The organism is Helicobacter marmotae, assembly GCF_003364255.1.
GTDB lineage: Bacteria > Campylobacterota > Campylobacteria > Campylobacterales > Helicobacteraceae > Helicobacter_C > Helicobacter_C marmotae.
The window spans coordinates 256,382-281,152 of sequence record NZ_NXLR01000001.1 but is presented as its reverse complement, the minus strand read 5'-3'; the positions used below and the strand labels follow the sequence as shown (position 1 = coordinate 281,152).

General features: G+C 40.0%; 25 protein-coding genes and 1 tRNA gene. 21 read left to right on the top strand and 5 right to left on the bottom strand.

Annotated features, from left to right (window positions below; all coding sequences use genetic code 11):
* The 3 genes from CQA63_RS01325 to CQA63_RS01315 all read right to left on the bottom strand — a co-directional run.
* The coding region (locus CQA63_RS01325; RefSeq protein WP_147288706.1) for a sensor histidine kinase at positions 1–1,473 on the bottom strand (1,473 nt) is incomplete at its 3' end.
* A gap of 98 nt (positions 1,474–1,571) precedes the next feature.
* The gene (locus tag CQA63_RS01320) at positions 1,572–2,624 is read right to left on the bottom strand and encodes an SAM-dependent methyltransferase (protein WP_104699091.1); all 1,053 of its coding nucleotides are present in this window, start codon (positions 2,622–2,624) and stop codon (positions 1,572–1,574) included.
* 2 nt (positions 2,625–2,626) lie between these two features.
* Positions 2,627–3,847 (bottom strand): aspartate aminotransferase family protein, encoded by a 1,221-nt coding sequence (locus CQA63_RS01315; RefSeq protein WP_233706532.1) that lies wholly within the window; start codon positions 3,845–3,847, stop codon positions 2,627–2,629.
* 177 nt (positions 3,848–4,024) lie between these two features.
* Between CQA63_RS01315 and CQA63_RS01310 the strand changes: the two genes are divergently transcribed.
* From CQA63_RS01310 to CQA63_RS01300, 4 genes are all read left to right on the top strand, one after another.
* Complete coding sequence (locus CQA63_RS01310; protein WP_104699092.1) at positions 4,025–4,576, top strand: HP1233 family protein; 552 nt, start codon at positions 4,025–4,027, stop codon at positions 4,574–4,576.
* A gap of 83 nt (positions 4,577–4,659) precedes the next feature.
* Positions 4,660–4,736: transfer RNA gene (locus tag CQA63_RS01305), tRNA-Met, on the top strand.
* Between the two features lie 28 nt (positions 4,737–4,764).
* On the top strand, positions 4,765–5,004 hold the full coding sequence (locus CQA63_RS10335; protein ID WP_267891911.1) for a glycosyltransferase: 240 nt from the start codon (positions 4,765–4,767) through the stop codon (positions 5,002–5,004).
* Between the two features lie 37 nt (positions 5,005–5,041).
* Positions 5,042–5,797, top strand: coding sequence for a glycosyltransferase (locus CQA63_RS01300; protein WP_267891912.1), 756 nt, complete (start codon positions 5,042–5,044; stop codon positions 5,795–5,797).
* A 16-nt stretch (positions 5,798–5,813) separates the two neighbouring features.
* Here the strand turns inward: CQA63_RS01300 and CQA63_RS01295 are convergent, their stop codons facing one another.
* A complete protein-coding gene (locus CQA63_RS01295; RefSeq protein ID WP_104699093.1) occupies positions 5,814–6,368 on the bottom strand; it encodes a YceI family protein in 555 nt (184 codons plus the stop codon).
* Positions 6,369–6,549: 181 nt separating this feature from the next.
* On the opposite strand from CQA63_RS01295, the gene hemL reads away from it, so the two are divergent.
* The 13 genes from hemL (at position 6,550) to CQA63_RS01230 (ending at position 19,740) form a co-directional block, all read left to right on the top strand.
* Positions 6,550–7,845, top strand: coding sequence for a glutamate-1-semialdehyde 2,1-aminomutase (gene hemL / locus CQA63_RS01290; RefSeq protein WP_104699094.1), 1,296 nt, complete (start codon positions 6,550–6,552; stop codon positions 7,843–7,845).
* 2 nt (positions 7,846–7,847) lie between these two features.
* Complete coding sequence (locus tag CQA63_RS01285) at positions 7,848–8,204, top strand: AtpZ/AtpI family protein (RefSeq protein ID WP_104699095.1); 357 nt, start codon at positions 7,848–7,850, stop codon at positions 8,202–8,204.
* On the top strand, positions 8,201–8,638 hold the full coding sequence (locus CQA63_RS01280) for a hypothetical protein (protein ID WP_104699096.1): 438 nt from the start codon (positions 8,201–8,203) through the stop codon (positions 8,636–8,638). Before CQA63_RS01285 ends, CQA63_RS01280 begins: the two co-directional genes overlap by 4 nt.
* An 88-nt stretch (positions 8,639–8,726) precedes the next feature.
* A complete protein-coding gene (locus CQA63_RS01275) occupies positions 8,727–9,935 on the top strand; it encodes a 2,3,4,5-tetrahydropyridine-2,6-carboxylate N-succinyltransferase (RefSeq protein ID WP_104699097.1) in 1,209 nt (402 codons plus the stop codon).
* A gap of 65 nt (positions 9,936–10,000) precedes the next feature.
* On the top strand, positions 10,001–11,122 hold the full coding sequence (locus CQA63_RS10330; protein ID WP_104699098.1) for a tetratricopeptide repeat protein: 1,122 nt from the start codon (positions 10,001–10,003) through the stop codon (positions 11,120–11,122).
* Positions 11,122–11,898, top strand: coding sequence for a pseudouridine synthase (locus tag CQA63_RS01265; RefSeq protein WP_104699099.1), 777 nt, complete (start codon positions 11,122–11,124; stop codon positions 11,896–11,898). The genes CQA63_RS10330 and CQA63_RS01265 overlap by 1 nt, the downstream gene beginning before the upstream one ends.
* Positions 11,899–11,990: 92 nt before the next feature.
* Complete coding sequence (locus CQA63_RS01260) at positions 11,991–12,995, top strand: methionine ABC transporter ATP-binding protein (RefSeq protein ID WP_104699100.1); 1,005 nt, start codon at positions 11,991–11,993, stop codon at positions 12,993–12,995.
* 120 nt (positions 12,996–13,115) lie between these two features.
* On the top strand, positions 13,116–13,715 hold the full coding sequence (locus tag CQA63_RS01255) for a methionine ABC transporter permease (protein ID WP_411710107.1): 600 nt from the start codon (positions 13,116–13,118) through the stop codon (positions 13,713–13,715).
* An 11-nt stretch (positions 13,716–13,726) separates the two neighbouring features.
* On the top strand, positions 13,727–14,527 hold the full coding sequence (locus CQA63_RS01250) for a MetQ/NlpA family ABC transporter substrate-binding protein (RefSeq protein ID WP_104699102.1): 801 nt from the start codon (positions 13,727–13,729) through the stop codon (positions 14,525–14,527).
* Positions 14,528–14,529: 2 nt separating this feature from the next.
* Positions 14,530–15,336, top strand: a complete 807-nt coding sequence (locus CQA63_RS01245) for a MetQ/NlpA family ABC transporter substrate-binding protein (RefSeq protein ID WP_104699103.1) — start codon at positions 14,530–14,532, stop codon at positions 15,334–15,336.
* 263 nt (positions 15,337–15,599) lie between these two features.
* Positions 15,600–17,813: a heavy metal translocating P-type ATPase gene (locus CQA63_RS01240; RefSeq protein ID WP_104699104.1), complete on the top strand. Its 2,214-nt coding sequence runs from the start codon at positions 15,600–15,602 to the stop codon at positions 17,811–17,813.
* A 21-nt stretch (positions 17,814–17,834) separates the two neighbouring features.
* Entirely contained in the window at positions 17,835–18,047 is a 213-nt protein-coding gene (locus CQA63_RS01235; protein WP_104699105.1) for a copper ion binding protein, read from the top strand.
* The gene (locus tag CQA63_RS01230) at positions 18,031–19,740 is read left to right on the top strand and encodes an ABC transporter ATP-binding protein (protein WP_104699106.1); all 1,710 of its coding nucleotides are present in this window, start codon (positions 18,031–18,033) and stop codon (positions 19,738–19,740) included. The genes CQA63_RS01235 and CQA63_RS01230 overlap by 17 nt, the downstream gene beginning before the upstream one ends.
* 15 nt (positions 19,741–19,755) lie before the next feature.
* Here CQA63_RS01230 and CQA63_RS01225 read toward each other — a convergent pair whose 3' ends face one another.
* Complete coding sequence (locus CQA63_RS01225) at positions 19,756–20,301, bottom strand: phospholipase D-like domain-containing protein (protein ID WP_104699107.1); 546 nt, start codon at positions 20,299–20,301, stop codon at positions 19,756–19,758.
* A gap of 77 nt (positions 20,302–20,378) precedes the next feature.
* Between CQA63_RS01225 and CQA63_RS01220 the strand changes: the two genes are divergently transcribed.
* The 4 genes from CQA63_RS01220 (at position 20,379) to argS (ending at position 24,769) form a co-directional block, all read left to right on the top strand.
* Positions 20,379–22,259 carry a hypothetical protein gene (locus CQA63_RS01220; protein ID WP_104699108.1) on the top strand — a complete coding sequence of 627 codons (1,881 nt, stop codon included), beginning with the start codon at positions 20,379–20,381 and terminating at the stop codon, positions 22,257–22,259.
* On the top strand, positions 22,256–22,864 hold the full coding sequence (gmk, locus tag CQA63_RS01215) for a guanylate kinase (RefSeq protein ID WP_104699109.1): 609 nt from the start codon (positions 22,256–22,258) through the stop codon (positions 22,862–22,864). Before CQA63_RS01220 ends, gmk begins: the two co-directional genes overlap by 4 nt.
* Positions 22,865–22,931: 67 nt before the next feature.
* On the top strand, positions 22,932–23,180 hold the full coding sequence (locus CQA63_RS10535) for a twin-arginine translocase TatA/TatE family subunit (RefSeq protein WP_104699110.1): 249 nt from the start codon (positions 22,932–22,934) through the stop codon (positions 23,178–23,180).
* Complete coding sequence (gene argS / locus CQA63_RS01205; protein WP_104699111.1) at positions 23,180–24,769, top strand: arginine--tRNA ligase; 1,590 nt, start codon at positions 23,180–23,182, stop codon at positions 24,767–24,769. Before CQA63_RS10535 ends, argS begins: the two co-directional genes overlap by 1 nt.
* Positions 24,770–24,771: the final 2 nt, after the last annotated feature.

The following is a 24,771-nucleotide window of genomic DNA, read 5'->3' as shown; positions in this document are numbered from 1 at the left end:
ATTTACGGCTTCTTGGAGGCTTTGAGATTCATGTGAGAGTGTATGGGCAAAGTCAGAATTGGTTTGGAGCATTTTACGTATTTCTTGTCCTAGAGTGTTAGTAACAACTTCTACTCTACCATTGGCATCTTTTACTTCTGTAGTGAAGTCAAGCTTAGTGTAGGAGTCAAAGACTCTTGCTATTTCATTCGTATCACTACCTATTTTATGTTGTAGGTCATCTAGCATATGATTAAGGACATTTTTAAGTTCATTGAGTTGGGGGTTATGAGGTTTTTCAGTAATTCTTGCTCTAAAGTCTCCTTGCTCTATGGTTTTAGCTGTTTCTACAGATTGTTCTACGGCTTTGGCATCTTGCTCTAAGCCTATTTTGGTTTGTTGTATGTTTTCATTAATGGCTAATCCCATTTGACCAAGTTCGTCTTTGCTTTTAATAATCAATGGTTCCGGAGCGGTTTTGGTCTCATAATTTAAGTATTGGAAAAATCTGAAAAGGAAGTCTTTGATTTTTGGAATGGGGCTGAGATAGAAACGAATAATAAAGTATAAAATGGTGCTGCCTAAAATCATTAAAACTACAGCAATAAGACTTGCTTGCAAAAATGTCCTATTAACTGCATTGGTATAGTCATCCATGCTTGCAGCCGCTACAATAGTCCAACCAAAGGGGAATTGCTTATAGTAAGCTACGCGTGTGCTTTTGCCGTCATTAGAAAAACTGATTTTTCCTTCTTTGTTGCCTTGAGCCAATGCTTGTTTAAGCGTCGTTTCTGCGGGTAGGGGAGTGGCGTTTGCTATGATTTTTGGATCCTCATGTGAGAAAATTGTGCCTGTGGTATCGGTAATGAAAATATTGAGGCTAGGTAATTCTGGTCGTTTGAAATTTTGGAATCTTGCTTGGAATTCTTCAACCACAATGTCTAAACCAATGACCCCATAAAATTTGCCATTTTTGTGGAGTGGATAAGTAGCAGTGGCTATCATTTTACCTTTTGAAACCTCACCTTGAGAAATATATGTGCGGGTTACAATGGGGGCATTAGCCTTTTTGGTATCAACATACCAATCTCGCCCCCTCAAGTCATGTATAGCATCCCATTGATCTGATAAGGGGTTGGAGTCGCCATAGTTTTCAGTTAATGTCTTGCCATCGCTATCATAAACGACATACACAGATACATAGTGTATTAAATCAGCAGTATCACGCAAAAGGCTACGTTGGGCTAAAACATCATTTTTATTTGTATTTTCAAGATGGTTAGCAATAAAACGTAGATGTTGCTGTGCCTCTATATTCATAGTGATGTTTATTGTTGTGTAAGAGGAGTTGAGCGCTAACTGCTGCAAACTTTCATAGAGTTCAACAGTGTTTTTGGAAGTGTTTTTGTAATTGAATAGAGTAATAATAGCTAGAAGCAAAATGACAATAACAACAACGACAAGAACGAGTTTAGCGGTGAGCGACCTAAGCATTTGTATCTTCCTTATTGGTATGAATAATTAAATGAAAATTTATACATTCTAACTCAAAAAGTTTAAAATTATCATAAAAACCTATAAAAACGCTAGCCTTAAACTTTAAATGTGTAACAAATGCCAACAAAACGTTCGCCCATAGTATGAAGCAGGGTTTTTACCTTTTGTATTTCTCTAAAATATGCTTTGAATCCTTGGTGGGTAGCAAAAGATTCTAAAAGTGTGAGGATATTCATTTTTTCAATTAGGGCACGCGCTTGTGAAGTACGAAATACATTCTCAAAGCCCGCATTGCATAGAAGCGTATCAAGATATGTAAAATTGACATCATATGTTATATCAGCCTTTTTATAAAGCGTGTGAAAATCCCCATTTTGGGCAAGAAAATCCATAAGCGTTTGGACATGATGTTGGAGGTAAAAGCGAGGATTAAATGCAAGGGAATGGGTTTGGTCATATCCTCCATAATCAAAACTCATAAGATAGCATTGTTGGTAAGCCTTGCTAAATTGCCCAAGAGATGAGATAAAATCCTCCCATAAGGGCATAATACCGCTATAGTCTGCAGGGTATTTATAAGTTTGGATGATAGAGCGGGTATGGGCATTTATATTTTGCCATATACCGCGCCATATGTGGGAATCTTGTGTAATATGCAGCATGGCGTTATTGTGTATCACTTCACAAGGGAAGCTATCAAAAAGTTCATTACTGATAATAAAAAGGCTTGTTTGTGGCTTTGGTTGCGGGGCGGAGTTTAGGTCTTTGTAAGTGGCAAAGTGTAATGGCGTTTGCTTAGCAAGCAGGGCGAAATGAGCACTTTGTGTTTGTGCTAAATTATCTAGGGGCTCAATGGTGATAAATGAGCACTGCTGCATGACATTTTGGCTAAGGGCGTCAAGGAAAAGTGCAATATCTCCAAGCAGATAGCCTTTATCCGCGCCGATTTCTATAATATGTAAAGGCAGGTAGAGTGAGCCTTTTTCAAGTAGGGAGAGGATATAAGAGGCAATGGCTCCGCCAAAGAATTTGCTTGCACTTACTGAGGTATAAAAATCCCCCTTTGTGCCTACTCTATGGGGTGTAGTGTAATATCCATTTTCTCCATAGAGGCTTTGAGACATATAGAGGCTAAATGGAATACTCATCTTTAATTTTTGAGGCTTTTTAGGGCGTTTCTTAGGCGAGCAAATCCTTCATCTATCTCATCGTTTGTGATAGTCAATGCAGGGAGGAAGCGCACTACCCCTTTGCCTGATTTAAGCACGATTACGCCATGTTCGAGTCCTGCGGCAATGATAAGGGGTTGCAAGGCTGGATCTTGGGTATAGAGCCCGCACATAAGCCCTAAGCCGACTTTATGCGTGAATATATGAGGAAAGTCATCTACAAGGCTTGTAAGCTGGGTGTGAAAGAGATTGATAGTCTTATCAAGTGTTTTGTTTGTGTATAAATTATGCAAAATCTCAAGTGTTTCTAGCCCTGCTGCACAACTTAAGGGATTCCCCCCAAAAGTACTTCCATGATCTCCATGGGTAAAAATATCAATCAGTGAAGTAAGCACTGCACCAATAGGCACACCGCCCGCTAGCCCCTTAGCAGTAGTGATAACATCTGGGTGTATGCCATAGACTTTGGAGGCGAATAATTCCCCGCAGCGGAAGATGCCTGTTTGTACTTCATCTACCATAAGGAGAATGTCTTTTGTTTTAAGGTATGTACTAAGTGCGATTATTTTATCTTTATCCATAGGGGCTATGCCACCCTCGCCTTGTACAAGCTCAAGTAGCACGGCGCAAGTATGGCTATCAATGTGATTATAAATATCATCAATATCTTTAGCATATATAAACCCATCGGGGAAGGGACCAAAATGTTCGTGCATTTTCTCTTGCCCTGTAGCTTTGAGAGAGGCAATGGTGCGACCATGAAAGCTAGAATCTAAAGTGATAATTTTATAGGCATCTCTCCCCTCGCCATATTTGCGTGCTATTTTAATGGCACATTCATTTGCTTCTGCTCCAGAGTTGCAGAAAAATACTCGCATATCGGGCTTTTGTGTTATATTTTCACAATAGAGCTCTACAAGCTTTTGTGCTAAGAGGGCTTGATTGGGTATATAGTAAAGATTTGAAGTATGCAAAAGATTTTGAGCTTGTTTGGCTATGGCTTGAGCTAGGCTGGGGTTAGCATGACCTATGCTGCATACAGCAATGCCTGAGCCAAAGTCAATATATTCTCTGCCCTGTATATCATAAAGGCGTGCATTTTCGCCGCGAGTAAATGCTACCTTTGAGCGAGCATAAGTATGGAGAACAAACTTTTCATCGAGTTTTTCAATTTGTGCCATATCTATTTGTGTTTTTTGCATTTGCATTCCTTAGTTTTGGCGGGATTAGGTTTTTGTTAGCAGAAAGTGTGAATTATATCCAAAAAAGATGTATGTTGTTATTTGTGGAGCGTTTTTTGCTATGGGCTACTTGCTTAATAATATAGCAGAGCCCTAAAGTGCAGAGATTATTGATAGGATTCTATAAAGGAGTGTGGTTTGCGTATTGAAACAAACATAATGCCCCAAATGCCATTGCATTCTACAAACCAAAAAGGCATAGATACTCATTCCAACGCTAATAACGCCCTCTATGCAAAGATGGATACAAAGAAAGATATTCAGCCACAAAATAGCACGCAAAATAGCACGATGGACACTCTTCAAAATGCAGATAATACAGATATAGATGAGATAAATCAAAGTAATCAAGTAGAGCCCACACAGAGAGAGACTTTAAACTCACAAAGCCCACAATCCACAGAGGGGGAAAATCGTATCACCTATGGGTTAAAGGTATTGGAATTAATGAGTGATGAGGAGTATCAGGCATTTTTATGGGCGACACAAGATTTGAGTGAGAGTGAAAAAATCCTTCTCGCCCAAAGTCTCTACCGCTTTACGACTTTTTATCAAGGGAAGCTAAAGCACACGCATGAGATGAGTAGAGACAAGCTTAATGCCCATAGGGCTTTTGGTGTGGAGCAATCAATGATAGATGACTTTATACAGCGCTATAAAAATGCCTATGATAAGTTATTGCACTCTTAAATATTAAAAGAGCCCTTTCTCTCAAAGTGCTCTTAAGCTTGACTTTAGTACTTTTTGCATAAAATTGCCGACTCTCTCTTAAAGTCAAAGTAGCTCAGCTGGTTAGAGCGCTGGTCTCATAAGCCGGAGGTCGGGAGTTCAAGTCTCCCCTTTGACACCATCTCCTAAGATTATCCAAAGGTTCTATTATGCTTTTACCTAAACTTTTTGTTGTGGTGCCTTGCTTTAATGAAGAAAATATGATTTCACATACTTGTGAGAGGTTATTTGCGAAATTGCGCACAATGATAGAATCTCGCATAATCGCACCACAAAGCGGGATTGTTTTTGTCGATGATGGCAGTAGCGATAACACTTGGCAGGTAATGAAGCATTTAGCACAAGATTCTTTAGCACAAGACTCCACACTCTGCCCCCCCCCCTGTTAAGCTAAAAGCAAGCCCCGATTCTTTTTCTCTTGTTTTTTTGAAACTCTCTCGTAATTTCGGGCATCAAAATGCCCTTTTAGCCGGCTTAGAATATGTAGCAGATAAATGCGATTGTGCCATTAGTATTGATTGTGATTTGCAGCAAGATGAAAATGTGTTTGATGAATTTATCGCCAAATATCAAGCGGGCAGTGACATAGTCCTAGGCATTCGCAAAAGTCGCTCAACCGATTCAGTGTTTAAAAAATATAGCGCTATGGTGTTTTATGATTTTATGAAGCTTATGGGCACTCAAGTGGTTAAAAACCATGCTGATTATCGCTTATTAAGTGCAAAGGCATTAAAGCTCCTTTGTCGCTATAAGGAAAGTAATTTATTTTTACGCGGTGTGATAATGGATATGGGATTAAAGCATGATAGGGTGTATTTTGATGTCAAGCCTAGAGATGTTGGTTTGAGCAAATACACATTAAGGAAGATGTTTGCTTTTGCATTAGAGGGTATTACAAGCTTTAGCGTTGCCCCTTTGAGACTTGTAAGCATAATGGGGGTGATATTTTTCTTGCTTGCGTTTGTCTTTTTGTGCTATGTGCTTTATGTGAAGTTTTGGACAGATAATGCGATTTTTGGTTGGGCTTCTACGGCGATATTGCTCTGCTTTTTTAGTGGGATTCAGCTTTTGAGTTTGGGGATTATTGGCGAGTATGTTGGTAAAATTTATACAGAATCTAAAAGGCGTCCGCGCTATGTTATAGAGGATATGATGAGTTATGGGCAACCACAAGACATATAGACTTGTGGTTATTGCATTATTTTAATGGAGCTTCGAGGGCTATTTCTACTTGAGACCAAGTAAGTCCATCATGTGGAGCATTTTCTTGTAGGCTTAAACGCGCTTCTTCTGCACCAAATTGACTTAAATCAATCACACCTTTTGCGACTAGTTTTTTATTTGCTACTTCAAATTGCATAGGTACTTTGTCTGTTTTCCCATTCATTCGCACACTTGCTAAAATAGTTCCAGTGTTTTTACCCTCAATCACTTCTTTGAAAGTTACTTTAATGGGCTCTTGTTTTTTGAATTTTGCGAAGAAAAATGTACGCACGGTTTCATTTTTACCCTCATCATCAAGATTTACACTATTTGCGTTGATTGTGGCTGTGGCGTTATTGAGTTGTGATTCTAAGCTTTGAGTCTTATTGGGTGTGCCAAATTTGAACTTTACTTCATCAAATGTCCCACTTACGGCAACTTTTTCTGGTGTTTTAAAGGCTGTCCATTTTACCTTTGCATTTGCGCTATCGATAGTTGCAGCACATACCATACTTCCCACAAGGGCTAAGCTTGCAATAATTTTTGTCATATCGTCTCCTTTTGTGAATTATTTGTGAAACGCATAAGTATAGAATAAAAACACAAATAATTTTTTTCCATTTTGTTTATTTTGTGTGGAATTCCTAGTGAAGGTGCAAGAAAAGTGTGTAGTAGCAATGGATTAAAGCGACTTTGTTATAATGCCATCTATCTTTATCAAGGATTGTGTGATGAATATTTTGCAAAGCATTAATGACTTTAATGAAGCCAAGCAGGTTATTCCCGGAGGGGTGAATTCTCCCGTGAGGGCGTTTGGCTCGGTTGGGGGGACACCTCGCTTTATAGCAAAAGGCAAGGGTGCCTATATTTATGATGAAGATAACAATATGTACATTGACTTTGTGCAAAGCTGGGGACCATTGATTTTTGGGCATGCTGATGCAGTGATAGAATCTGCCATTATAGAAGCGATAAAAGACGGACTTAGCTTTGGCGCACCCACAGAGAAAGAAACAACGCTCGTTAAGCAAATTATCACCCTCACACAAAGCGTAGAGAAAATGCGTCTTGTAAATTCCGGCACGGAGGCTACAATGAGCGCATTAAGGCTGGCTAGGGCATATACGCAAAAAGATGATATTATCAAGTTTGAGGGCTGTTATCATGGGCATTCTGATAGTTTGCTTGTAAGTGCGGGAAGTGGCTGTGCGACCTTTGGACATCCAAGCTCGCCGGGTGTGCCAAATGATATATCCAAACACACACTGGTAGCACGATATAATGATATAGAATCTGTGCGTTTGTGTCTTGAAGAGAGCAAAAATGTAGCGTGTGTAATTATTGAGGCGTTAGCTGGAAATATGGGATTTGTCCCTGCTGATGAGGAGTTTATGAGGGATTTGCGAGCTTTGTGCGATAAGCATAATGCCCTTTTAATTATCGATGAAGTGATGAGTGGCTTTAGGGCTTCTTTAAGGGGGGCAATAGGGCTCTATAATGTAGAGGCGGATTTGGTTACTTATGGCAAGGTGATTGGAGGGGGTATGCCTTTGGCTGCTTTTGGTGGCAGGGCGGATATTATGGATATGCTCTCCCCTGTGGGTAATGTCTATCAAGCCGGAACTTTAAGTGGGAATCCTATTGCAGTGAGTGCGGGATTAGCGACTTTATGTCAAATCAAAGCAAACCCAATGCTATATGAGGATTTAGAAGGGCTTGCAAAAAGACTTACTAGTGGCTTAAAAGCCGCAGCCCTAGCGCATAACATTCCTTTGCAGGTGGATTGCAGGGGGAGTATGTTTGGGTTTTTCTTTAATGATAAACAGGTGAAAAATTTTGAACAGGCAAAATGCAGTGATGTAGCGATGTTTGCAAAATTTCATCAAAAGATGTTAGAAAAGGGCGTGTATTTTGCCTGCTCGCAATTTGAAACGGGCTTTATCTGCTCTGCGATGAATGAGGCGATGATTGATGAAGTGATTTCTAAGGCACAAGAGGCATTTACTGAAATAGCGTATGAGGATTAGATATGGAGAGTGAAAAAAAAGGCGTGCGGTCGCAAGATACTTTAGAGAGTAAGAGCACGCAAAAAGAGCAAGAAACACAAGAGAAAAAGCCCGCTTTAAATGCTGTTGTGAGAGGGGCAAATGAGCTAAGTGTAGGCATTTCCATTGTCGTGGCTATATTGCTTGGCATAGGCATAGGCATACTTTTAGAAAGGCTAAGTGGTATGACTTGGACATTTTGGCTTGGCGTATTTTGGGGTGTGGCAGCGGCGATTTTAAATGTATATCGTGCTTATAAAAGAGCCCAAAAGGAGGCTAAGGAGTTGGCAGCTAATCCTCGCTATAGCTACAAGGGCGATAATTGGGAAGATGATGAATGATGAAAGCGGTGGCTTTTACTCTATTAGGTATAAGTGTGATTGGGGGGATTGCTGCATATATGCAAGGCGTAGATTCTCTAGCGAGCTTTGAAGCGGGGTTTTTGGGCTTTGCCTTTATCGTGGGGAGCTCTTTTTATTCATTACTTAAGCGCATAAAACATAAAGAAAATAAAGCAAGTGATACACAAGACACACAAGAGGAAGACACACAGGATAATATAGGATTTTCTGTGCGTCTTGTGGTAGGAGCACAAGTGAGTTTATCCTTTTTACGCCTTTTTGGCTACATACTCTTTGCTTTTATTGTCTTTTTATTGCTGAAGTATCAAATCATGTCGCTTGCATGGTTTTTTATAGGTTTGGTAGTAGCGATGATAGCGTTTGTGATAATAGGCATAGGCATTATGCGTAGCAAAGGCGCATTGCATTTGTAATTTATTGATAAGGCACAGAGGTGTGTTACTTAGGATAATTTAGGTAAATACTATACAATATGAGTTTATAAGCATTAAAGGAGCAAATATGGGAATCCAAAAATTTAAAGTGTTTGTTGATGAGTATCAAAAAAGGTCTGATTATAAAGAGCCATTAGGTTTTGGTATAGCGAGAGTAGATATTGGTAAAAGATCTAAAGCTGTGCTTTGTGCGACTTATCCTACGATGAATTGGCAAGGTGAGAATCTTGGCACTTATGCGGTGTTTATGGCAGCAGCACAAGAAGCAGAGCTTATCTCTAAAAGTGATAATGAAGCCATTTATGGGATTAATGTTGAGTTTATTAATAAGGCTTTAGAGATTTATACTCCATTTTTGAGTGAGGCATTGGGGGATTGTCAAACGCATAAAAATATTCAAGTTATTTTAGAGCTAAAAAAACAAGCCAATAAAGGCAAGTTAAGGACAAAAGGCGGGAGATGTGTGTATCGTTTATGCGTTGTGTATAAGGATACAAAATGCGAGAGTGTGGAATCTGCTTATCTCAAGCTTTTAGCCCTTTCTTTGGGTAAAGCCCCTTTGCGTTCATTGCAGCTTGATGGCATATTTGGCTTATTGCAAAATGTAGCATGGAGTGGCAATAAACCCTATGAGCTTGAGTGGCTTAGGGAAAATGAAGTGCGCTTAAAAATAGAGGGTAAATTCCCGCATATTGACTTTGTAGATAAATTTCCAAGATATTTAATGCAAGTGATCCCTCAATATGACAATATCCGCTTGTTAGATAGTGCCAAAACCCGCTTTGGTGCGTATTTGGGCACAGGAGGCTATACACAAATGCCCGGGGCAAGCTATGTGAATTTTAACGCTGGGGCAATGGGAGCATGTATGAATGAAGGGCGCATTAGCTCAAGCGTAGTTGTAGGTGAGGGCACAGATATTGGCGGAGGCGCGAGTATTTTAGGCGTGCTTAGTGGAGGAAATGCCGACCCCATTAGCATTGGTAAAAATTGTCTCTTAGGTGTCAATAGTGCTACAGGCATAAGTTTAGGCGATGGCTGCATAGTCGATGGAGGCATAGCAGTGCTAGCTGGAGGGGTGTTTTATATTACTCCAGAAGAAGCTGCAAAAATCGCAGAGATTAATGATACATTTGCAATTAAGCCAAGCAATCTCTACAAAGGCAGAGAGCTTTCAGGCAAGCATGGGATTCACTTCCGCTGTGATAGTCAAAGTGGCAAAATGATAGCTTTTAGGAGTAATCGCAAAATTGAGCTCAATAGTGCTTTGCATTAAAAGTGGCATTATTTTTGCTATAAGCTTTTATAGCTTAAAGGCGAATTTATAGACCAGAGGGATATATGATGAAAATAATGTTTCGGCTTGTGTATGCACTTGCTTGTATTGTCGCGGTAAGCTTGGCAGAGCCAGAGGAAAGCGAGGGGGCGATTGCTACCTCTCCTTCTTCTGGGGCTACTTCTACCCCTGCCTCTACCCCAGCTCCTACGCCTGCTGCCCCTCAAGCTTCCACTCCAACAACTCAAAATACTTCGAGTGCAGGTCTTTTAGATTCTCTCCCGCTTACTCCTGCAAATCAAGTTGATGGTGCTCCGCTAGATGATATGCTTGAGAATATTAATCAATCTAATACTACCCTTAGGGCGGCTATGGGCTTTGCAAAAGATGGTGATTATGAGAGTGCATTGGGGCTTTTTGCGCAATCTTGTGAGCAAGGCAATGCTGCAGGCTGCTTTGGCACAGGCTTAATTTATATGTATGGAGCAAATAATGGTATGCCTCAACCCCAAAAGGCTGTAGATTATTATTATAAGGCTTGTGTAGGCGGCGATGCGGTGGCTTGTGCGAATCTTGCAATGGCTTATGATAATGGGCAGGGCGTAAAGGAAGATAAAGACCAAGCCGCCCAGCTTTATGAAGTGGCGTGTCAGGGGGGAGATTCTTTGGGTTGTACGAATATTGGCTGGATGTATGCCAATGGTGTGGGCGTGAAGAAAGATTATCAAAAAGCCCTAGCACTCTATAATCGTGCTTGTCAGTTAGGGAGTGATTTGGGTTGCTATAATCTTGGGCTTATGAGTAACACCTATAATATATATGGTATGACAAAAGATACTATGAGTTATGTTGAGATGAATTATGTCGCATGTCAGCAAGGTGATATTGTAGGCTGTGGGAATCTAGGCTGGATGTATGCTACAGGCTCCAATGGCGCAGATAAAAGCTATTATAATGCAGCTAAATACTTTACCATCGCATGTGATAGCGGGCATATCCAAAGCTGTAATAATCTAGGTGTGCTCTATGATGGCGGATTTGGGGTGAGGCAAGATAAACGCAAGGCATTAGAGCTTTTTGGCTTGGCATGTGATTATGGTTTAGAATCGGGCTGTGAGAATTATTCGCTAATGAAAACTAAAGGAAGCGTAAGCTCAGGCAGTAGCCTACTTTTTGGCATTAAATAATGCGACTTAATCAATATATCGCTCACCATAGCCAGTATTCCCGCAGAGAAGCAGATAAGCTTATACAAGAGGGGCGCGTAAGAGTAGGGCGCACAAAGGCTACTTCTCATTATGTGCTACAAGAGGGAGAAGCAGTCTTTATCGATGGGCAAAGGCTAAAGCCAGAAAAGCATTTTACCTGTATAGTCTATCATAAGCCTAAGGGCGAATTAGTTAGCAAAAGTGATGAACGTTCCCGCCGTGTGATTTACCAGAGTTTGGGGGAGAAGTTTAGGCATTTTGTATATGTGGGACGATTGGATTTTGCAAGTGAGGGTTTGCTTATCCTTACAGATAGTGCTTATGTAGCAAAGTCTTTAATGGAATCTTCAATGGAGCGCTCTTATATCCTAAAAATTGATACATCTATCACTCAAGAGATGATACGTGCTATGGAAGAGGGATTTGTATGCGAAGATGCTCGCATAGGAGGACACCCTAAGAGTTCTATTGTGAGTATGGATTTTGCGCCTTTTGCAAAATATCAGATTCTCAAAAATGATAAAAAATATAGCAAATTAAAAGTGAGCATTACGGAGGGGAAAAACCGCGAGTTAAGGCGGTTTTTTGGTGCATTTGGAGCAAATGTAGTAGATTTAAGGCGCATAAGCTATGGTTTTGTGCATCTTAATGCCCTCCCTTGCGGCAAGAAAAGATATTTTAATAAAGATGAATACAAGCAGTTACATACCTTTTTAGAAGCACAAAAACAGCATAATTATTTACATAAATATTAATTTACATATTGTATTTATAATTTTACGATACAATCTAAACATAATCCAAAGGCTATAAAGAAGCTTAAATATGGGCTTAAGGAGAAAGCAAAGTGATACACTTAAAAGGCATTCATAAGACCTATCCTAATGGTTTTGTCGCCCTAAAGAATATTGATTTAGAAGTATCACAGGGCGATATTATGGGGATTATTGGGTATTCTGGAGCGGGTAAAAGCACATTAGTGCGTATTATTAATCGCCTTGAAGAAGCCAGCAGCGGGGAACTTAGAATTAACAATATTGATATGTTTTCTCTTAATCAAAAGCAACTCCAAGTCCAAAGGCAAAAAATTGGTATGATTTTTCAGCATTTTAATTTACTCGGTGCGAAAAATGTATTTGATAATGTCGCTTTTGCATTGCAAATTGCTAAATGGGATAAAAAAGCGATAAAGCCACGAGTAAATGAGCTTTTAGAGCTTGTGGGCTTAAGCGATAGGGCAGCGTTTTATCCTAGTCAATTAAGTGGTGGGCAGAAGCAGAGAGTGGCTATTGCAAGGGCATTGGCAAATTATCCTCACGTGCTTTTATGCGATGAAGCCACTTCAGCCCTTGATACAAAAACCACGCGTTCTATACTTGCACTCTTGCGCGAGATTCAACAAAAGTTTGCCTTAAGTGTGGTGCTTATTACACATCAAATTGAAGTCGTGCGGGAAATTTGTAATAAAATGTGTGTAATGAGTGAGGGTGAGATTGTGGAGAGAGGAGATGTAGATTCTATTTTTAGCAATCCTAAACATCATATTACGCGCGAGCTCATATCTCATCTTGCCCAAGATGAGGAGCAAATGATTACCCATTTAGATGATTTACATAATGTATATAGGGTGGTCTTTAGCGGCTCATATGCGCATTCTCCGCTTATTAGCCAAATGATTCGCTTATTTGAGGTTGATGTCAATATCTTAAGTGGTCATATTGATGAGTTCTCTACAGGGAAAATAGGGCATTTGGTCCTTCGCTTTATTGCTACAGATTTACAAAGAGATAAGGCATTAAGCTGGCTTAGAGAAAAGGGGGCGAGTGTGATAGCCTTAAGTGAGCAGAGCTAAGGAGAGACGATGCTAGTGTTTTTAGATTTTTGCGAGCGGGAGTTTTTAAGCTTATTGCGTGAGATTTTTAGTAATCCTATCGCCTTTAGCTTAGCAAAGGCAGTGTGTGAGACTATTTATATGGTGGTGTTTTCGGTGTTGTTTGCTACACTTTTTGGGCTACCTTTAGGCGTGTTTTTAAATATCATCAAGCCCTCTGGCATTATGGCAAGCCCTAATCTTTATAGAATCTTGGGCGGGCTTGTAAATATTGTGCGCTCCTTTCCTTTTATTGTGCTGATTTTCTTGCTTTTACCTCTCTCAAGGGTGCTTATTGGCACAAGTATAGGAAGCACAGCAGCGATTATCCCGCTTGTAATAGCTGCTACTCCCTTTATAGCACGGCTTTTTGAGGGCGCATTTGATGAGGTGGATAAGGGCTTAATAGAGGCTGGTTTAAGCATGGGGGCAAGTAGAATGCGTATTGTGCTAATGATGATAGGTGAGAGTTTGCCAAGTTTAGCCAATGCCACTACGATTACGGCGGTGAGTTTGGTGGGATATTCTGCAATGGCTGGTGTGGTTGGGGCTGGGGGATTGGGGGATTTGGCATATCGCATAGGATTTCAATCATTTAAGCCAGATGTGCTTTGTTATGCGGTGATATGTATTATCATACTTGTGCAGCTTATACAATCTAGTGGCGACTTGATTGTGAAATCTTTGCGAACACATCGCTAAAGGAGGGGGTAATGAGAGGAGCGATACAGATTATTTTCTTATGTATGGCTTTGTGTGCATGTAGTGATAAGCCTAAAGGGGAGGCAGCAAATGTGCTAAAAGTTGGTGCTACGCCTGTGCCTGCGGCTGAAATTTTGGAGTTTATTAAGCCTCAAATGCGAGATAAAGGCATAGATATGCAAATCCAGCAATTTAGCGATTATGTCGTGCCTAATGTATCCTTGCATGAGGGGAGTAGTGATGCGAATATGTATCAGCATAAACCCTTTATGGATAGCACAAATGAGCAAAAAGGCTTTAAGCTTGTAAGCATCGCGCCTATATATATTGTGCCATTGGGGTTTTATTCACATAAGTTTGCTGATATAAATACATTGCCAAATGGGGCTAGCATTGCTATCCCCGGTGATGCTTCTAATATGGCACGTGCTTTTATCTTGCTCCATGATAATGGGCTTATTACACTCAAAGATTCACAAAATCTTCATGCCACAGAGCTTGATATAGTGGAGAATCCTAAAGGGCTTATCTTTAAGCCTATGGAAGCAGCTTCTTTGCCTCTAGTGCTTGAGAGTGTTGATGGGGCGGTGATTAATGCAAATTATGCCCTGCAAGCACATATGAGCCTTAAAGACGCCCTTTTTTATGAAAATGATAAAAGTGCGTATGTCAATGTGCTTGTAGCACGTGAGGACAACAAAGATGATTGGCGTATAAAGGCATTAAGAGATTGCCTTACAAGTGATGAGAGTAGAGAGTTTATTCTCTCAAAATATAAGGGTGAAATTATCCCAGTAATACACAAGGAGTAACAATGAAAAAACTAGCAATATTCATGGTAGCCATTTTGGCTTTTATTGGTTGTGGTGGAGAAAAGAGTGCCAAAGAAGAGAGCGCACAAAAGAAAGTCGTGCTAAAAGTTGGTGCTACGCCTGTGCCTCATGCGGAGATTTTGGAGTTTATTAAACCAGATTTAGCAAAAGAGGGCATAGACTTGCAGGTGGTGGCTTTTACTGATTATGTAACGCCTAATGTAAGCCTAGATGATGGCTCTTTAGATGCGAATTTTCATCAGCATAAGCCGTTTTTAGATTCGCTTAAAAAAGATAGAGGCTTGAAGTTAGAGCCTATTGCTAATGTGCATGTTGAGCCTATTGGCTTGTATTCACGTAAGTTTAAAGATATAAATGAGCTGCCAAAGGGAGCTATTATAGGCATACCTAATGACCCTAGCAATGCAGGGAGGGCATTACTTTTGCTTGAAGCAGAGGGGCTTATTACACTCAAAGATTCACAAAATCTTCATGCCACAGAGCTTGATATAGTGGAGAATCCTAAGGAGATTAAGATTAAGCCTGTAGAGGCTGCGCTATTGCCTCGCACACTTGATGATGTCGATGCAGCTATTATTAATGGGAATTATGCCTTGCAAGCGGGATTAAAAAGTAGCGATGCGCTTATTTTGGAGGGAGAGAAATCCCCTTATGCCAATATTCTAGTTGTGCAAGCAAGCAGAGTGAATGATGAGAATCTGCTTAAACTCAAAGAGGCATTATGCTCTCCTAAGGTAAGAGAATTTATTAAAGCAAAATACCATGGGGAAATTGTCCCTGTATTTTAAGCCTTAGCAAATTTCTCTTAGAATTACTAGAAACTCTCCCCCTCTTGTCATCCTCAACCCCCGCTAGGGGGGCGAAGAATCTCTATTGGTGACTAGTGATTCTATAAGTAAATCCCTCACCTCTTAATAGAGTCTTTAGAGATGATAACATTCCATAAGCTTTACTCCCATTATTCAAAGTTATACATATACCCCCTATATGTATATTTACTGATATGTGCTATAAATCCGCATTTCTACACCCAAGCCATTAAGGAGCACCTATGAAAGAAGCTTCATTCTACATTGAGCAAATGACTTGTCAGGCGTGTTCAAGCGGCATTGAGCGCGCACTAAGCCGCAAAAGCTTTTGCCAAAGTATAGAAGTGCATTTGCTAAGCAAAAAGGCGCATATCTGCTATGATGAAACACAAACAAATTTAGAAGCAATTTTTGCATTTATCCGCAAAATGGGCTATGAGCCTCATTTTGAAGAAACCACTTCCCCTACCAATGTGCAAAACACCTTTGTCCTTAACAAGCTCATAGAATCTTTTGATGAGCATTTCCTCTCCCCCAAGAGAAGGCTCATCTTAAGCATTACAGGCACACTCATTGTGCTTATCCTCTCGTGGGGGGAGATGTTTGGCTTATTTTCTATACCTTTTATGTGGAGTTATTCCATTATGCTTATTTTAAGCCTTATGGTTATGCACATGGGGAGGGGCTTTTATATCCGTGGATTTAAGGCACTTTTAGCCCGCTCTCCTCATATGGATTCCCTCATAGCTATAAGCACAACAAGCGCGTTTTTATATAGCTTGCAAGGCATATTTAACCCCCATGCTCATGCGTATTTTGATAGTGTATGTGTAATTATCACGCTTGTATTGGTGGGTAAAAGCATAGAAGAGGGTTCAAAAAAAGATGCCCTCTGTAGTGCGAGCTTGCTTTTAGGGCTTCATCAAAAGCAAGTTCAAAAGCTCCATCCAGCGGAGAATCTTAGCTTATCAAACACCCCTTGTGAAGACATACTTGCTGAGCACATCAAAGAGGGGGACATACTAAAAATACTTCCCGGAGAGATGATTGTGGTAGATTGTGTTGTGCTAGAGGGGGATGGGAGCCTAGATACATCAGCGATTAATGGCGAATCTTTACCTATTTTAGTCCGCACAGATTCAAGTATTCTCTCAGGGAGCATAAACCTTGATAGCGTGCTTTTTGTCCGCGCTACAAAAGACGCTAAAGAATCTACTCTTGCGCAGATTCTCACACTTGTGCAACAAGGCTTAGAGAGCAAAGCCCCCATTGCACAGCTTGCTGATAGGGTTGCTGGAGTGTTTGTGCCTATTGTGATATGCCTTGCGCTTATTGCGGGGGCATTTTGGTGGGGGTTAAGAGATTTTGAGTTTGCGCTAAGCATTTTTGTAGCTACACTTGTTATCTCCTGCCCTTGTGCTTTGGGGCTAGCTACACCTATGGCAATTCTTTATGCTCAAAGTGTTTCAAATAAAATGGGCGTGTTTTTTAAAAGTGCTAAAAGCCTGCAGGCTTTAGGGGAGATTACACACATTGCTTTTGATAAAACAGGCACACTCACAGAGGGTTTAGAAATCACAGAAATCACCCTATTTGACACGGCAAAAGACAAGCAAGAAATTTTCAACCTCGCCTATACTTTAGAATCTAGTAGCCATCATATCATCGCCAAAGCCTTTGCAAACCACCCTTTAAGCAAGAAGGCTACTCTCTATCCTATGAGTTGTGTTGAAAATGTATTAGGACGGGGCATAAAAGCGCTTATAAACAATACTCCCTACTTTTTAGGTAATAGTGATTTTCTCCCTCCCACCTTAAGTGCTAACCTCCCTCCACAAGAAGATAAAATTACACTCTTTCTTGCCACACCTTCACGCATTCTTGCGCAATTTTCTTTACAAGATTATATAAAGCCCGATGCCAAGCCCACCTTAGAGCAATTAAAAAGTAAGCAAATAAGCTATAGCCTTATAAGTGGAGACAATCTCCCCAATACGCAAAAAATTGCTAAAAGACTTGGCATAAGTGAATTTTATGCAAAAGCCCTGCCGGAGGATAAAATGCGCATTATTAGGCAAAAGATACAAACACAAAAGGTATTTATGGTAGGCGATGGTATTAATGACGCCCCAGCCTTAGCTCTAGCGCATACATCAGCTGCCTTTGCCTCCTTACATGATATTGCGACCCAAAGTGCTGATATTATCATCTATAATCAAAAGGTGATGAGTATTTATAACGCATACGCGCTATCACAAGCCACCATTTTAAACATAAAGCAGAATCTTGGGTTTGCTTTTTGCTATAATATTGCCTTTATACCCTTAGCAATGGGCGCATTAGGCGGGTTTGGAGTATTTTTACACCCGATGTTTTGTGCCTTTGCTATGAGTGTATCAAGCTTGAGTGTAGTGTTTAATGCCATGCGACTTAAACGATTTAAAATCATTTCATAACTTGCATTGTAAGGAGTAAAGATGAAGATACAAATACCAGTGAGCGGTATGCGTTGTGATAAATGTGTCGATAAGATTGAAAGATTTGTTGGTGAAATTGAGGGGGTGAGTTTCATTGATGTGGATTTAAAAAATGCAGTAGTAAAGGTTGAGTTTAACCCCCCTGCTACACAAGAGCTGATTACTGAAGCCATACTTGAAGCGGGATTTGAGCCAAATGCGCATAATTCTTGATTTTTTTAGGAAATTCTTTCCTTATATTAAAGGGCATTATATATCCTTTGGTATCGCTATTGTAGCCTCTCTTGTTGTGGCTATTTGCACGGCGGGTATCACTTGGCTTATAGAGCCCCTGCTTGATACTCTATCAGGCAAAATCCCGCGTGCCAATCCGCTTTTTAGCTTTGAAGAGCTTGTGGCAAACAATACCATAGCATTAGTGATGTCGCTTATGCTTGTGGGCGTGTATATAGGCAAATCTCTTGGCACTTATATACAAACATATTTTATGAATCTCATTGGGCAAGATATTGTGCGTCAAATCCGCGATAGAATGCTGCGACATATGCTAAGCCTTGAGATGAGCTTTTTTAATAAAATGCGAGGGGGCGAGCTTATAGCGCGTATCACTAATGATATAGGGATTATCCGCTCTGCTGTTTCAAACTACATTACAGAATTTATCCGTGAGAGTGTAACAATTATAGCCCTTGTAGCAATCACTATCTACCAAAGCCCCAAATACGCACTCATTGGCTTAGTGATTATCCCGCTAGCCCTTATCCCGCTGAATATGATTATCAAAAAGCTTAAAACATATTCTCGCCATATCCAAGAAAAAAATGCAGATATTACCGCTAAACTCAATGAGATTTTTAACAATGTAGAGGTCATTAAGGCAAGCAATGGGGAGAAGTTAGAGCTTCAAAGCTTCCAATCCCAAAATCTCCATTTTTTTAAAATCAATATGAAAGCCGTGCGTATAGGCGAGCTTACTACACCGCTTATGGAGCTTTTAGGGGCTATTATGCTTGCTTGTGTGATTTATATGGCGATTGTTGATATTTCACAAGGCAAGCTAAGCCCAGCGCAATTTTCATCCTTTGTGGGGGCGTTGTTCTTTATCTATACGCCACTCAAACGTCTAGTCAATCTCTATGCTCAAATGCAATCTGCCATAGTCGCGAGCGATAGAATCTTTGAAGTGCTTAACCAAGAGCAGCAAATCCATGATGGCAGCCTTTCGCTCACCCCTCCTGTGAATGAAATTAGCCTTAAAGATGTGCATTTTGCCTATAATGAAGAAGCCCATGCCCTAAATGGCATAAATCTCACTTTTGAAAAGAACAAAATTACCGCCCTTGTGGGCAAAAGTGGCAGTGGGAAGAGCTCTATTATTAATCTTATCTTGCGTCTTTATGAGGCAAATAGCGGAGAGATAAGCATTAATGGGCATAATATTAAGCAATACACACAAAAAAGCGTGCGTGATAATATGGCGGTGGTTACACAACGTATTTTTATCTTCAACGATAGTATTTTGCATAATGTTGCATATGGCGGAGATATAGATGAAAAAAGAGCTATAGAAGCGCTAAAGCTAGCTCATGCGTGGGACTTTGTCAAAGCAATGCCCAATGGAATCCACACTATCCTTGATGAATTTGGCACTAATCTAAGCGGCGGACAAAGACAAAGAATAGCCATAGCACGAGCTATTTATAAAAATCCAGAGGTGCTTATCTTTGATGAAGCCACTTCAGCCCTAGATGCACAAACCGAAGATGCGATAAAAGAGAGTATTAAACATCTAAGGAGAGATAAAATTATCATCATCATAGCCCACCGCCCAAGCACCATAGAGCTTGCCGACGAGGTAGTGCATTTGCAGGCAGGCGAAGTGATACATAAAGAGAAAGGCAAGTGATAGATTATTAAGAGCTTAGAATCCAACGCATGTGTGCATCATTTTTTCATAAGCTTGCAATGCCTTATTTACAAGCTTATCATTATCTGTAATCAATAGCGTTTCAAAGTTATTTTCAAAAGCATTTTTTGTCCAATTTGCCGAGCCTATAGCAAGGGAGTGTTCATCAACAATTGCCATTTTTTGGTGCATAATGCCAAAGTATTTTTTATTCGCAGAGCGCATACCTGTAAGCAGACAAGTTGAGATATTATTGTATTTTGCTAAGTAGCCAATGGTAGAAGATTTATTGTTCATATTACTTTCTTTATCATAGATAATATACACCCTCACGCCTCTTTTGGCACTATCTCGCAAGATTTTGGCAATATCATTATGTGTGAAGCTATAAATGCTAATTTTTATTTCATATTGGGCGTTTTTAAGCATATTTTTAAGCCCATTTAATGCTTGGGTTTGCTCATATGGCAGCATATAGAGGGTGTCTTTTGCTAAACTTGGGATATAAAGCAAGCTAAGGGCAAAACAAGCCAAAAGCAATTTTTTAGTTTTTTGAAGCATTTTATTCCTTTGTATTATCGATTTTGTTATAATTTTAGGTCATTACGAAATAAAAAACCATAAAAATGGGAGCTTTTATGAAATTTTTGCTCATCAATACAAACCAAATTGTCCAAAAGCTTGTTGAAATCACTGCAAAGAAAGCGGGGGTAGAACTGATAAAGGTTACAGACCTTGCTCAAGCGGGGGATTTAAGCCAATATGATTATGTGATTATTGATGATGACTGCTTACTTTCTAATAAAAAGTCTTCCCTAGAAGCCCTCAAAGACAAGCGCAAATGCCTTATTTATAACAAAACGGCAAAACGTATTGAGGGATTTGATGAATATGTCCAAAAGCCATTTTTACCTACGAGTATTTTAGATGTTTTCACTAAAGGGTTGAATTACAATCCTCAAGGCATTATCAATAATGATGATATTGCATTAGATTTGGAAGAAAATTTAGATGATATGCTCCTTGATGATTCTAAAGATATACTCTCTCTTGATGAAGAAATCTCCCCAAAGCAAGAAAGCACCATAGAGCCGCAAATATCCACTCCACCAGAGACTTCTCAAGTAATATCCAATGATGAGGGAGAGGGTAAAGAGGATAATATGAATGAAACTGCTCAAACGCTAGAGGATATGAGTTTAGAAAATGAAGATGTGGGGGATATGGGGCTTAATTTGTCTTTAGATGATATTGACTTATCAGAGCTAGAGGAGCCAAAAATACAAGATGAGCCACAAAGTGAGCCAAATGAGGGCACAAAAGAAGATTTGCCAAACGATGAGGGGGAAATACATTTAGATGATTTAGCATTGGGTGAAGAGACAGCGAGTGAAACCTTAGGGCAAGAAAACGAATTAGAAGAGCTAGAAGAAGAAAATATAGACATACAATCACAGCAGCCAGAAATAGAAGAGAGTGCAGCAAGCGAAAGCATAGAAGAGAATCTCAATGATATTTTAGAGAATGAATCCACAAAGGAGGAAAAAGATTTGGAAGAAATAAGTAAAGAAACACAAAATAATGATATAGCCCTTTTAGATGACAATATAGATTCTGAGCTTTCTCAACTTGATAACATAGAAAAATCACAAAACACTACAGATGAGTTAGAGGGGCTAGACAACCTAGATGATGACTTCTCTTTAGATGACCTTGATGATATACCAGAGTTAGAGCATTTGGAGACAGAAGATGAGCCACAAAGTGAGCCAAATGAGGGCACAAAAGAAGATTTGCCAAACGATGAGGGGGAAATACATTTAGATGATTTAGATCCTATTTTAGATGAGACATTAGAAAGCTTAGATAATAAGGCAGAACAGAATCTAGACGAGGCTACAATACAAGAAGCTCAAAAAATTGATGAAGAGACAGCGAGTGAAACCTTAGGGCAAGAAAACGAATTAGAAGAGCTAGAAGAAGAAAATATAGACATACAATCACAGCAGCCAGAAATAGAAGAGAGTGCAGTAAGCGAAGATTTAGCAAGCATAGAAGATAGCACAAGTAGCTCCCAAGACACGCCGCTTGAGCTACCAACAGATGGCTTGCTTGAAAATGATCTCTTAGATGATATAGAGCCTATTTCCCTTGATATTGGCACAAAGCCAGTGCTCGATAAAGACCAAGTCAATGAAGTAAGCCTAGCCCTTAATGCCCTTGATGTGAGTAAAAAAGAAGACTTTGCTTCATTAAAAGAGCCAGATATTGCCCACGCTTTAGGTGAAGAGCTTGAATTAAGCCAACTTGAAGAATCCCCCACGCCCCCACAAGAGCAGAATCCACAACCAAAGCAGATTGAACAGAACGAGCAAAATACATCAGAAGAATTTGTCAAAAATATGATTACAAACTCCATTCAAAGCAGCATTTCTAGCCTCCATAGCAATAACTTTAAATCTATGCTTGATGGATTGGAAGTAACTATCAATATAAGCTTTAAGGACAAAAGTAAATGAGCAAAGGAGCGGTGCTTGTTATATCAGGACCAAGCGGCTGTGGTAAAAGCACCTTAACCCAAGCCTTAAAAGAATCTATCCCTGAAATATATTTCTCTATCTCTACCACTACGCGTAAAAAACGAGAGGGCGAGATAGAGGGAGTGCATTATCACTTTGTGAGTAAAGAGCAGTTTTTAGAAGATATTAAAAATCATATATTTTTAGAATGGGCGGAAGTGCATACTAACTTCTATGGCACTTCACTCAAACCCGTAGAGCAGGCATTAAATGAGGATAAAATAGTGCTATTTGATGTCGATGTGCAAGGGCATCAAAGCATTAAGGCACATTTTGGGGACTTTGCAAAATCTGTCTTTATCACCACGCCTAACAAGGAGATTCTCAAAAATCGCCTTATTGCGCGCGGAAGTGATGATTTAGAGATGATTGAATACCGCTTGCAAAAGGCTTATAGCGAAATGCAGCATTTAGAGCATTTTGATTACTTGCTTATTAATGATGATATACAAAGCGCAAAAGAAGCCATTGTTGCCATTGCCCGCTCTCTCAAATATCAACAAATGCAACGTTTTGCCACAATTATCAAAAAATGGGGCGAATAGATTTAAACTTCACTTAGCAACTTTTGCTATACTTTTACATCTTTACATTACATCTTAAGGAGATTCTATGATGCCTCCCAGCATTTGGCAATGGCTTATTATTTTACTCATCATCGTGCTTTTATTTGGAGCTAAAAAGATACCCGAACTCGCTAAAGGCTTAGGGAGTGGGATTAAAAACTTTAAAAAAGCCATGAAAGAAGATGAAGAAGAGGGCACACAAAATGCCAATAATGAGCAACCCCCTACGCAAATCAAACAAACACAAGCCAAGCAAGAAGACACCAAAGATACTTCTAGCAAGCAAGAGGCTTGATGTACTCTCATATTAAAGCTATTATTGCTAAAGCATGCAATGTTGAAGAATCTTTTATTATCTTAGAAAAGCCTAAAGATAAAAGCTTGGGGCATCTTGCCACACCACTTGCCTTTAGCCTTGCTAAAGTAAAAAGAACAAACCCCAAACTCCTAGCAGAGGAGCTCCTCTCACATCTTGCCCCATACCCTGAATTTGATACGCTCAAAGCCCAAAATGGCTTTATTAATTTCACTCTTAGCGATTCATTTCTTAAGCAAATGGCAGAGCGCCACCTCCGCGGGGAATATACAAAAGCAGAACATTCAAATATGCTTATTGAATTTGTGAGTGCTAATCCCACAGGACCACTGCATATAGGGCATGCAAGGGGCGCTATCTATGGAGATGCGCTTGTGGGTGTGGGGCGATTTTTGGGTTATGAGATTTGCACAGAATATTACATTAATGACGCAGGGGCGCAAATACAAATGCTAGGGCTATCTCTGCTACTAGCAGGGCAAGAGCATATTTTACATACGGAAGTAACATATCCTGAGAGTTATTACAAGGGAGAATACATCATCGAGCTAGCCAAAGATGCACAAAAGCACTTTGGAGAAGCTATTTTTGAAAGTGCAGATTCTATTCCCGCTTTGGCAGAATTTGCTAAAGAAGCGATGATGGCTGAAATTAAGGCAAACTTAGCGCAAGTGGGCATTAGCTTTGATAGCTTTATCAGTGAGAAATCCCTTTATGAACGTTGGGATAGCACGCTTTCTGCCCTTAAGGCACATAAGGGTATTTATGAAAAAGATGGCAAAATTTGGATTGCCTCATCACAAATAGGCGATGAAAAAGACCGCGTGCTTGTGCGAGAAAATGGCGAGCCCACTTATCTTGCAGGGGATATTATCTACCATGAAGATAAGTTTAGGAGAAATTTTGGGCATTATATCAATATCTGGGGGGCAGACCATCATGGCTATATCGCACGCGTGAGGGCAGCAATCCACTTTTTAGGCTATGATGAAAGCAAGCTAGAAGTACTCCTCTCACAAATGGTAAGCCTCCTTAAAGGCGGGCAACCCTACAAAATGAGCAAAAGAGCGGGGAATTTTATCCTCCTTAAAGATGTGGTTGATGAGATTGGTAGAGACGCATTGCGCTTTGTCTTCCTCTCTAAAAAGCCCGATACACACCTTGAATTTGATGTAGAAACGCTCAAAAAGCAAGATACCAGCAATCCTATTTATTATATTAATTATGCTAATGCCAGAATCCACACACTTTTTGAAAAAGCGGGGATAAGTATGCAGAGCTTCCTAGAAGAGGAGCATAATCTTATGCTTAATGATGATGCAAGGGGGCTTTTGTTTGAAGCCCTTTGCTTGCACCATGTGTTAGAATCAAGCTTCCGCGATAGGGAAATGCAAAAAATCTGCGAATATCTTAAAAATCTCGCTGCCCTCTTGCATGGATTCTATAACGCGCATAAAATCTTACAAACTCCCAATGAAGATAGCTATCTTTATGTGTTTATGGTTGTAAGCCATAGCCTTACACTCGGGCTTTCCTTGCTTGGCATTGAAGCAAAGGTAAAAATGTAAGA

Coding starts and splice junctions, on each gene's coding strand:
- CQA63_RS01320 (WP_104699091.1), bottom strand. CDS start 2,624: ATGAGTATTCCATTTAGCCTCTATATGTCTCAAAGCCTCTATGGAGAA.
- CQA63_RS01315 (WP_233706532.1), bottom strand. CDS start 3,847: ATGCAAAAAACACAAATAGATATGGCACAAATTGAAAAACTCGATGAA.
- CQA63_RS10335 (WP_267891911.1), top strand. CDS start 4,765: ATGCTTTTACCTAAACTTTTTGTTGTGGTGCCTTGCTTTAATGAAGAA.
- CQA63_RS01295 (WP_104699093.1), bottom strand. CDS start 6,368: ATGACAAAAATTATTGCAAGCTTAGCCCTTGTGGGAAGTATGGTATGT.
- hemL (WP_104699094.1), top strand. CDS start 6,550: ATGAATATTTTGCAAAGCATTAATGACTTTAATGAAGCCAAGCAGGTT.
- CQA63_RS01285 (WP_104699095.1), top strand. CDS start 7,848: ATGGAGAGTGAAAAAAAAGGCGTGCGGTCGCAAGATACTTTAGAGAGT.
- CQA63_RS01280 (WP_104699096.1), top strand. CDS start 8,201: ATGATGAAAGCGGTGGCTTTTACTCTATTAGGTATAAGTGTGATTGGG.
- CQA63_RS01275 (WP_104699097.1), top strand. CDS start 8,727: ATGGGAATCCAAAAATTTAAAGTGTTTGTTGATGAGTATCAAAAAAGG.
- CQA63_RS10330 (WP_104699098.1), top strand. CDS start 10,001: ATGATGAAAATAATGTTTCGGCTTGTGTATGCACTTGCTTGTATTGTC.
- CQA63_RS01265 (WP_104699099.1), top strand. CDS start 11,122: ATGCGACTTAATCAATATATCGCTCACCATAGCCAGTATTCCCGCAGA.
- CQA63_RS01255 (WP_411710107.1), top strand. CDS start 13,116: ATGGTGGTGTTTTCGGTGTTGTTTGCTACACTTTTTGGGCTACCTTTA.
- CQA63_RS01250 (WP_104699102.1), top strand. CDS start 13,727: ATGAGAGGAGCGATACAGATTATTTTCTTATGTATGGCTTTGTGTGCA.
- CQA63_RS01245 (WP_104699103.1), top strand. CDS start 14,530: ATGAAAAAACTAGCAATATTCATGGTAGCCATTTTGGCTTTTATTGGT.
- CQA63_RS01240 (WP_104699104.1), top strand. CDS start 15,600: ATGAAAGAAGCTTCATTCTACATTGAGCAAATGACTTGTCAGGCGTGT.
- CQA63_RS01235 (WP_104699105.1), top strand. CDS start 17,835: ATGAAGATACAAATACCAGTGAGCGGTATGCGTTGTGATAAATGTGTC.
- CQA63_RS01230 (WP_104699106.1), top strand. CDS start 18,031: ATGCGCATAATTCTTGATTTTTTTAGGAAATTCTTTCCTTATATTAAA.
- CQA63_RS01225 (WP_104699107.1), bottom strand. CDS start 20,301: ATGCTTCAAAAAACTAAAAAATTGCTTTTGGCTTGTTTTGCCCTTAGC.
- CQA63_RS01220 (WP_104699108.1), top strand. CDS start 20,379: ATGAAATTTTTGCTCATCAATACAAACCAAATTGTCCAAAAGCTTGTT.
- gmk (WP_104699109.1), top strand. CDS start 22,256: ATGAGCAAAGGAGCGGTGCTTGTTATATCAGGACCAAGCGGCTGTGGT.
- CQA63_RS10535 (WP_104699110.1), top strand. CDS start 22,932: ATGATGCCTCCCAGCATTTGGCAATGGCTTATTATTTTACTCATCATC.
- argS (WP_104699111.1), top strand. CDS start 23,180: ATGTACTCTCATATTAAAGCTATTATTGCTAAAGCATGCAATGTTGAA.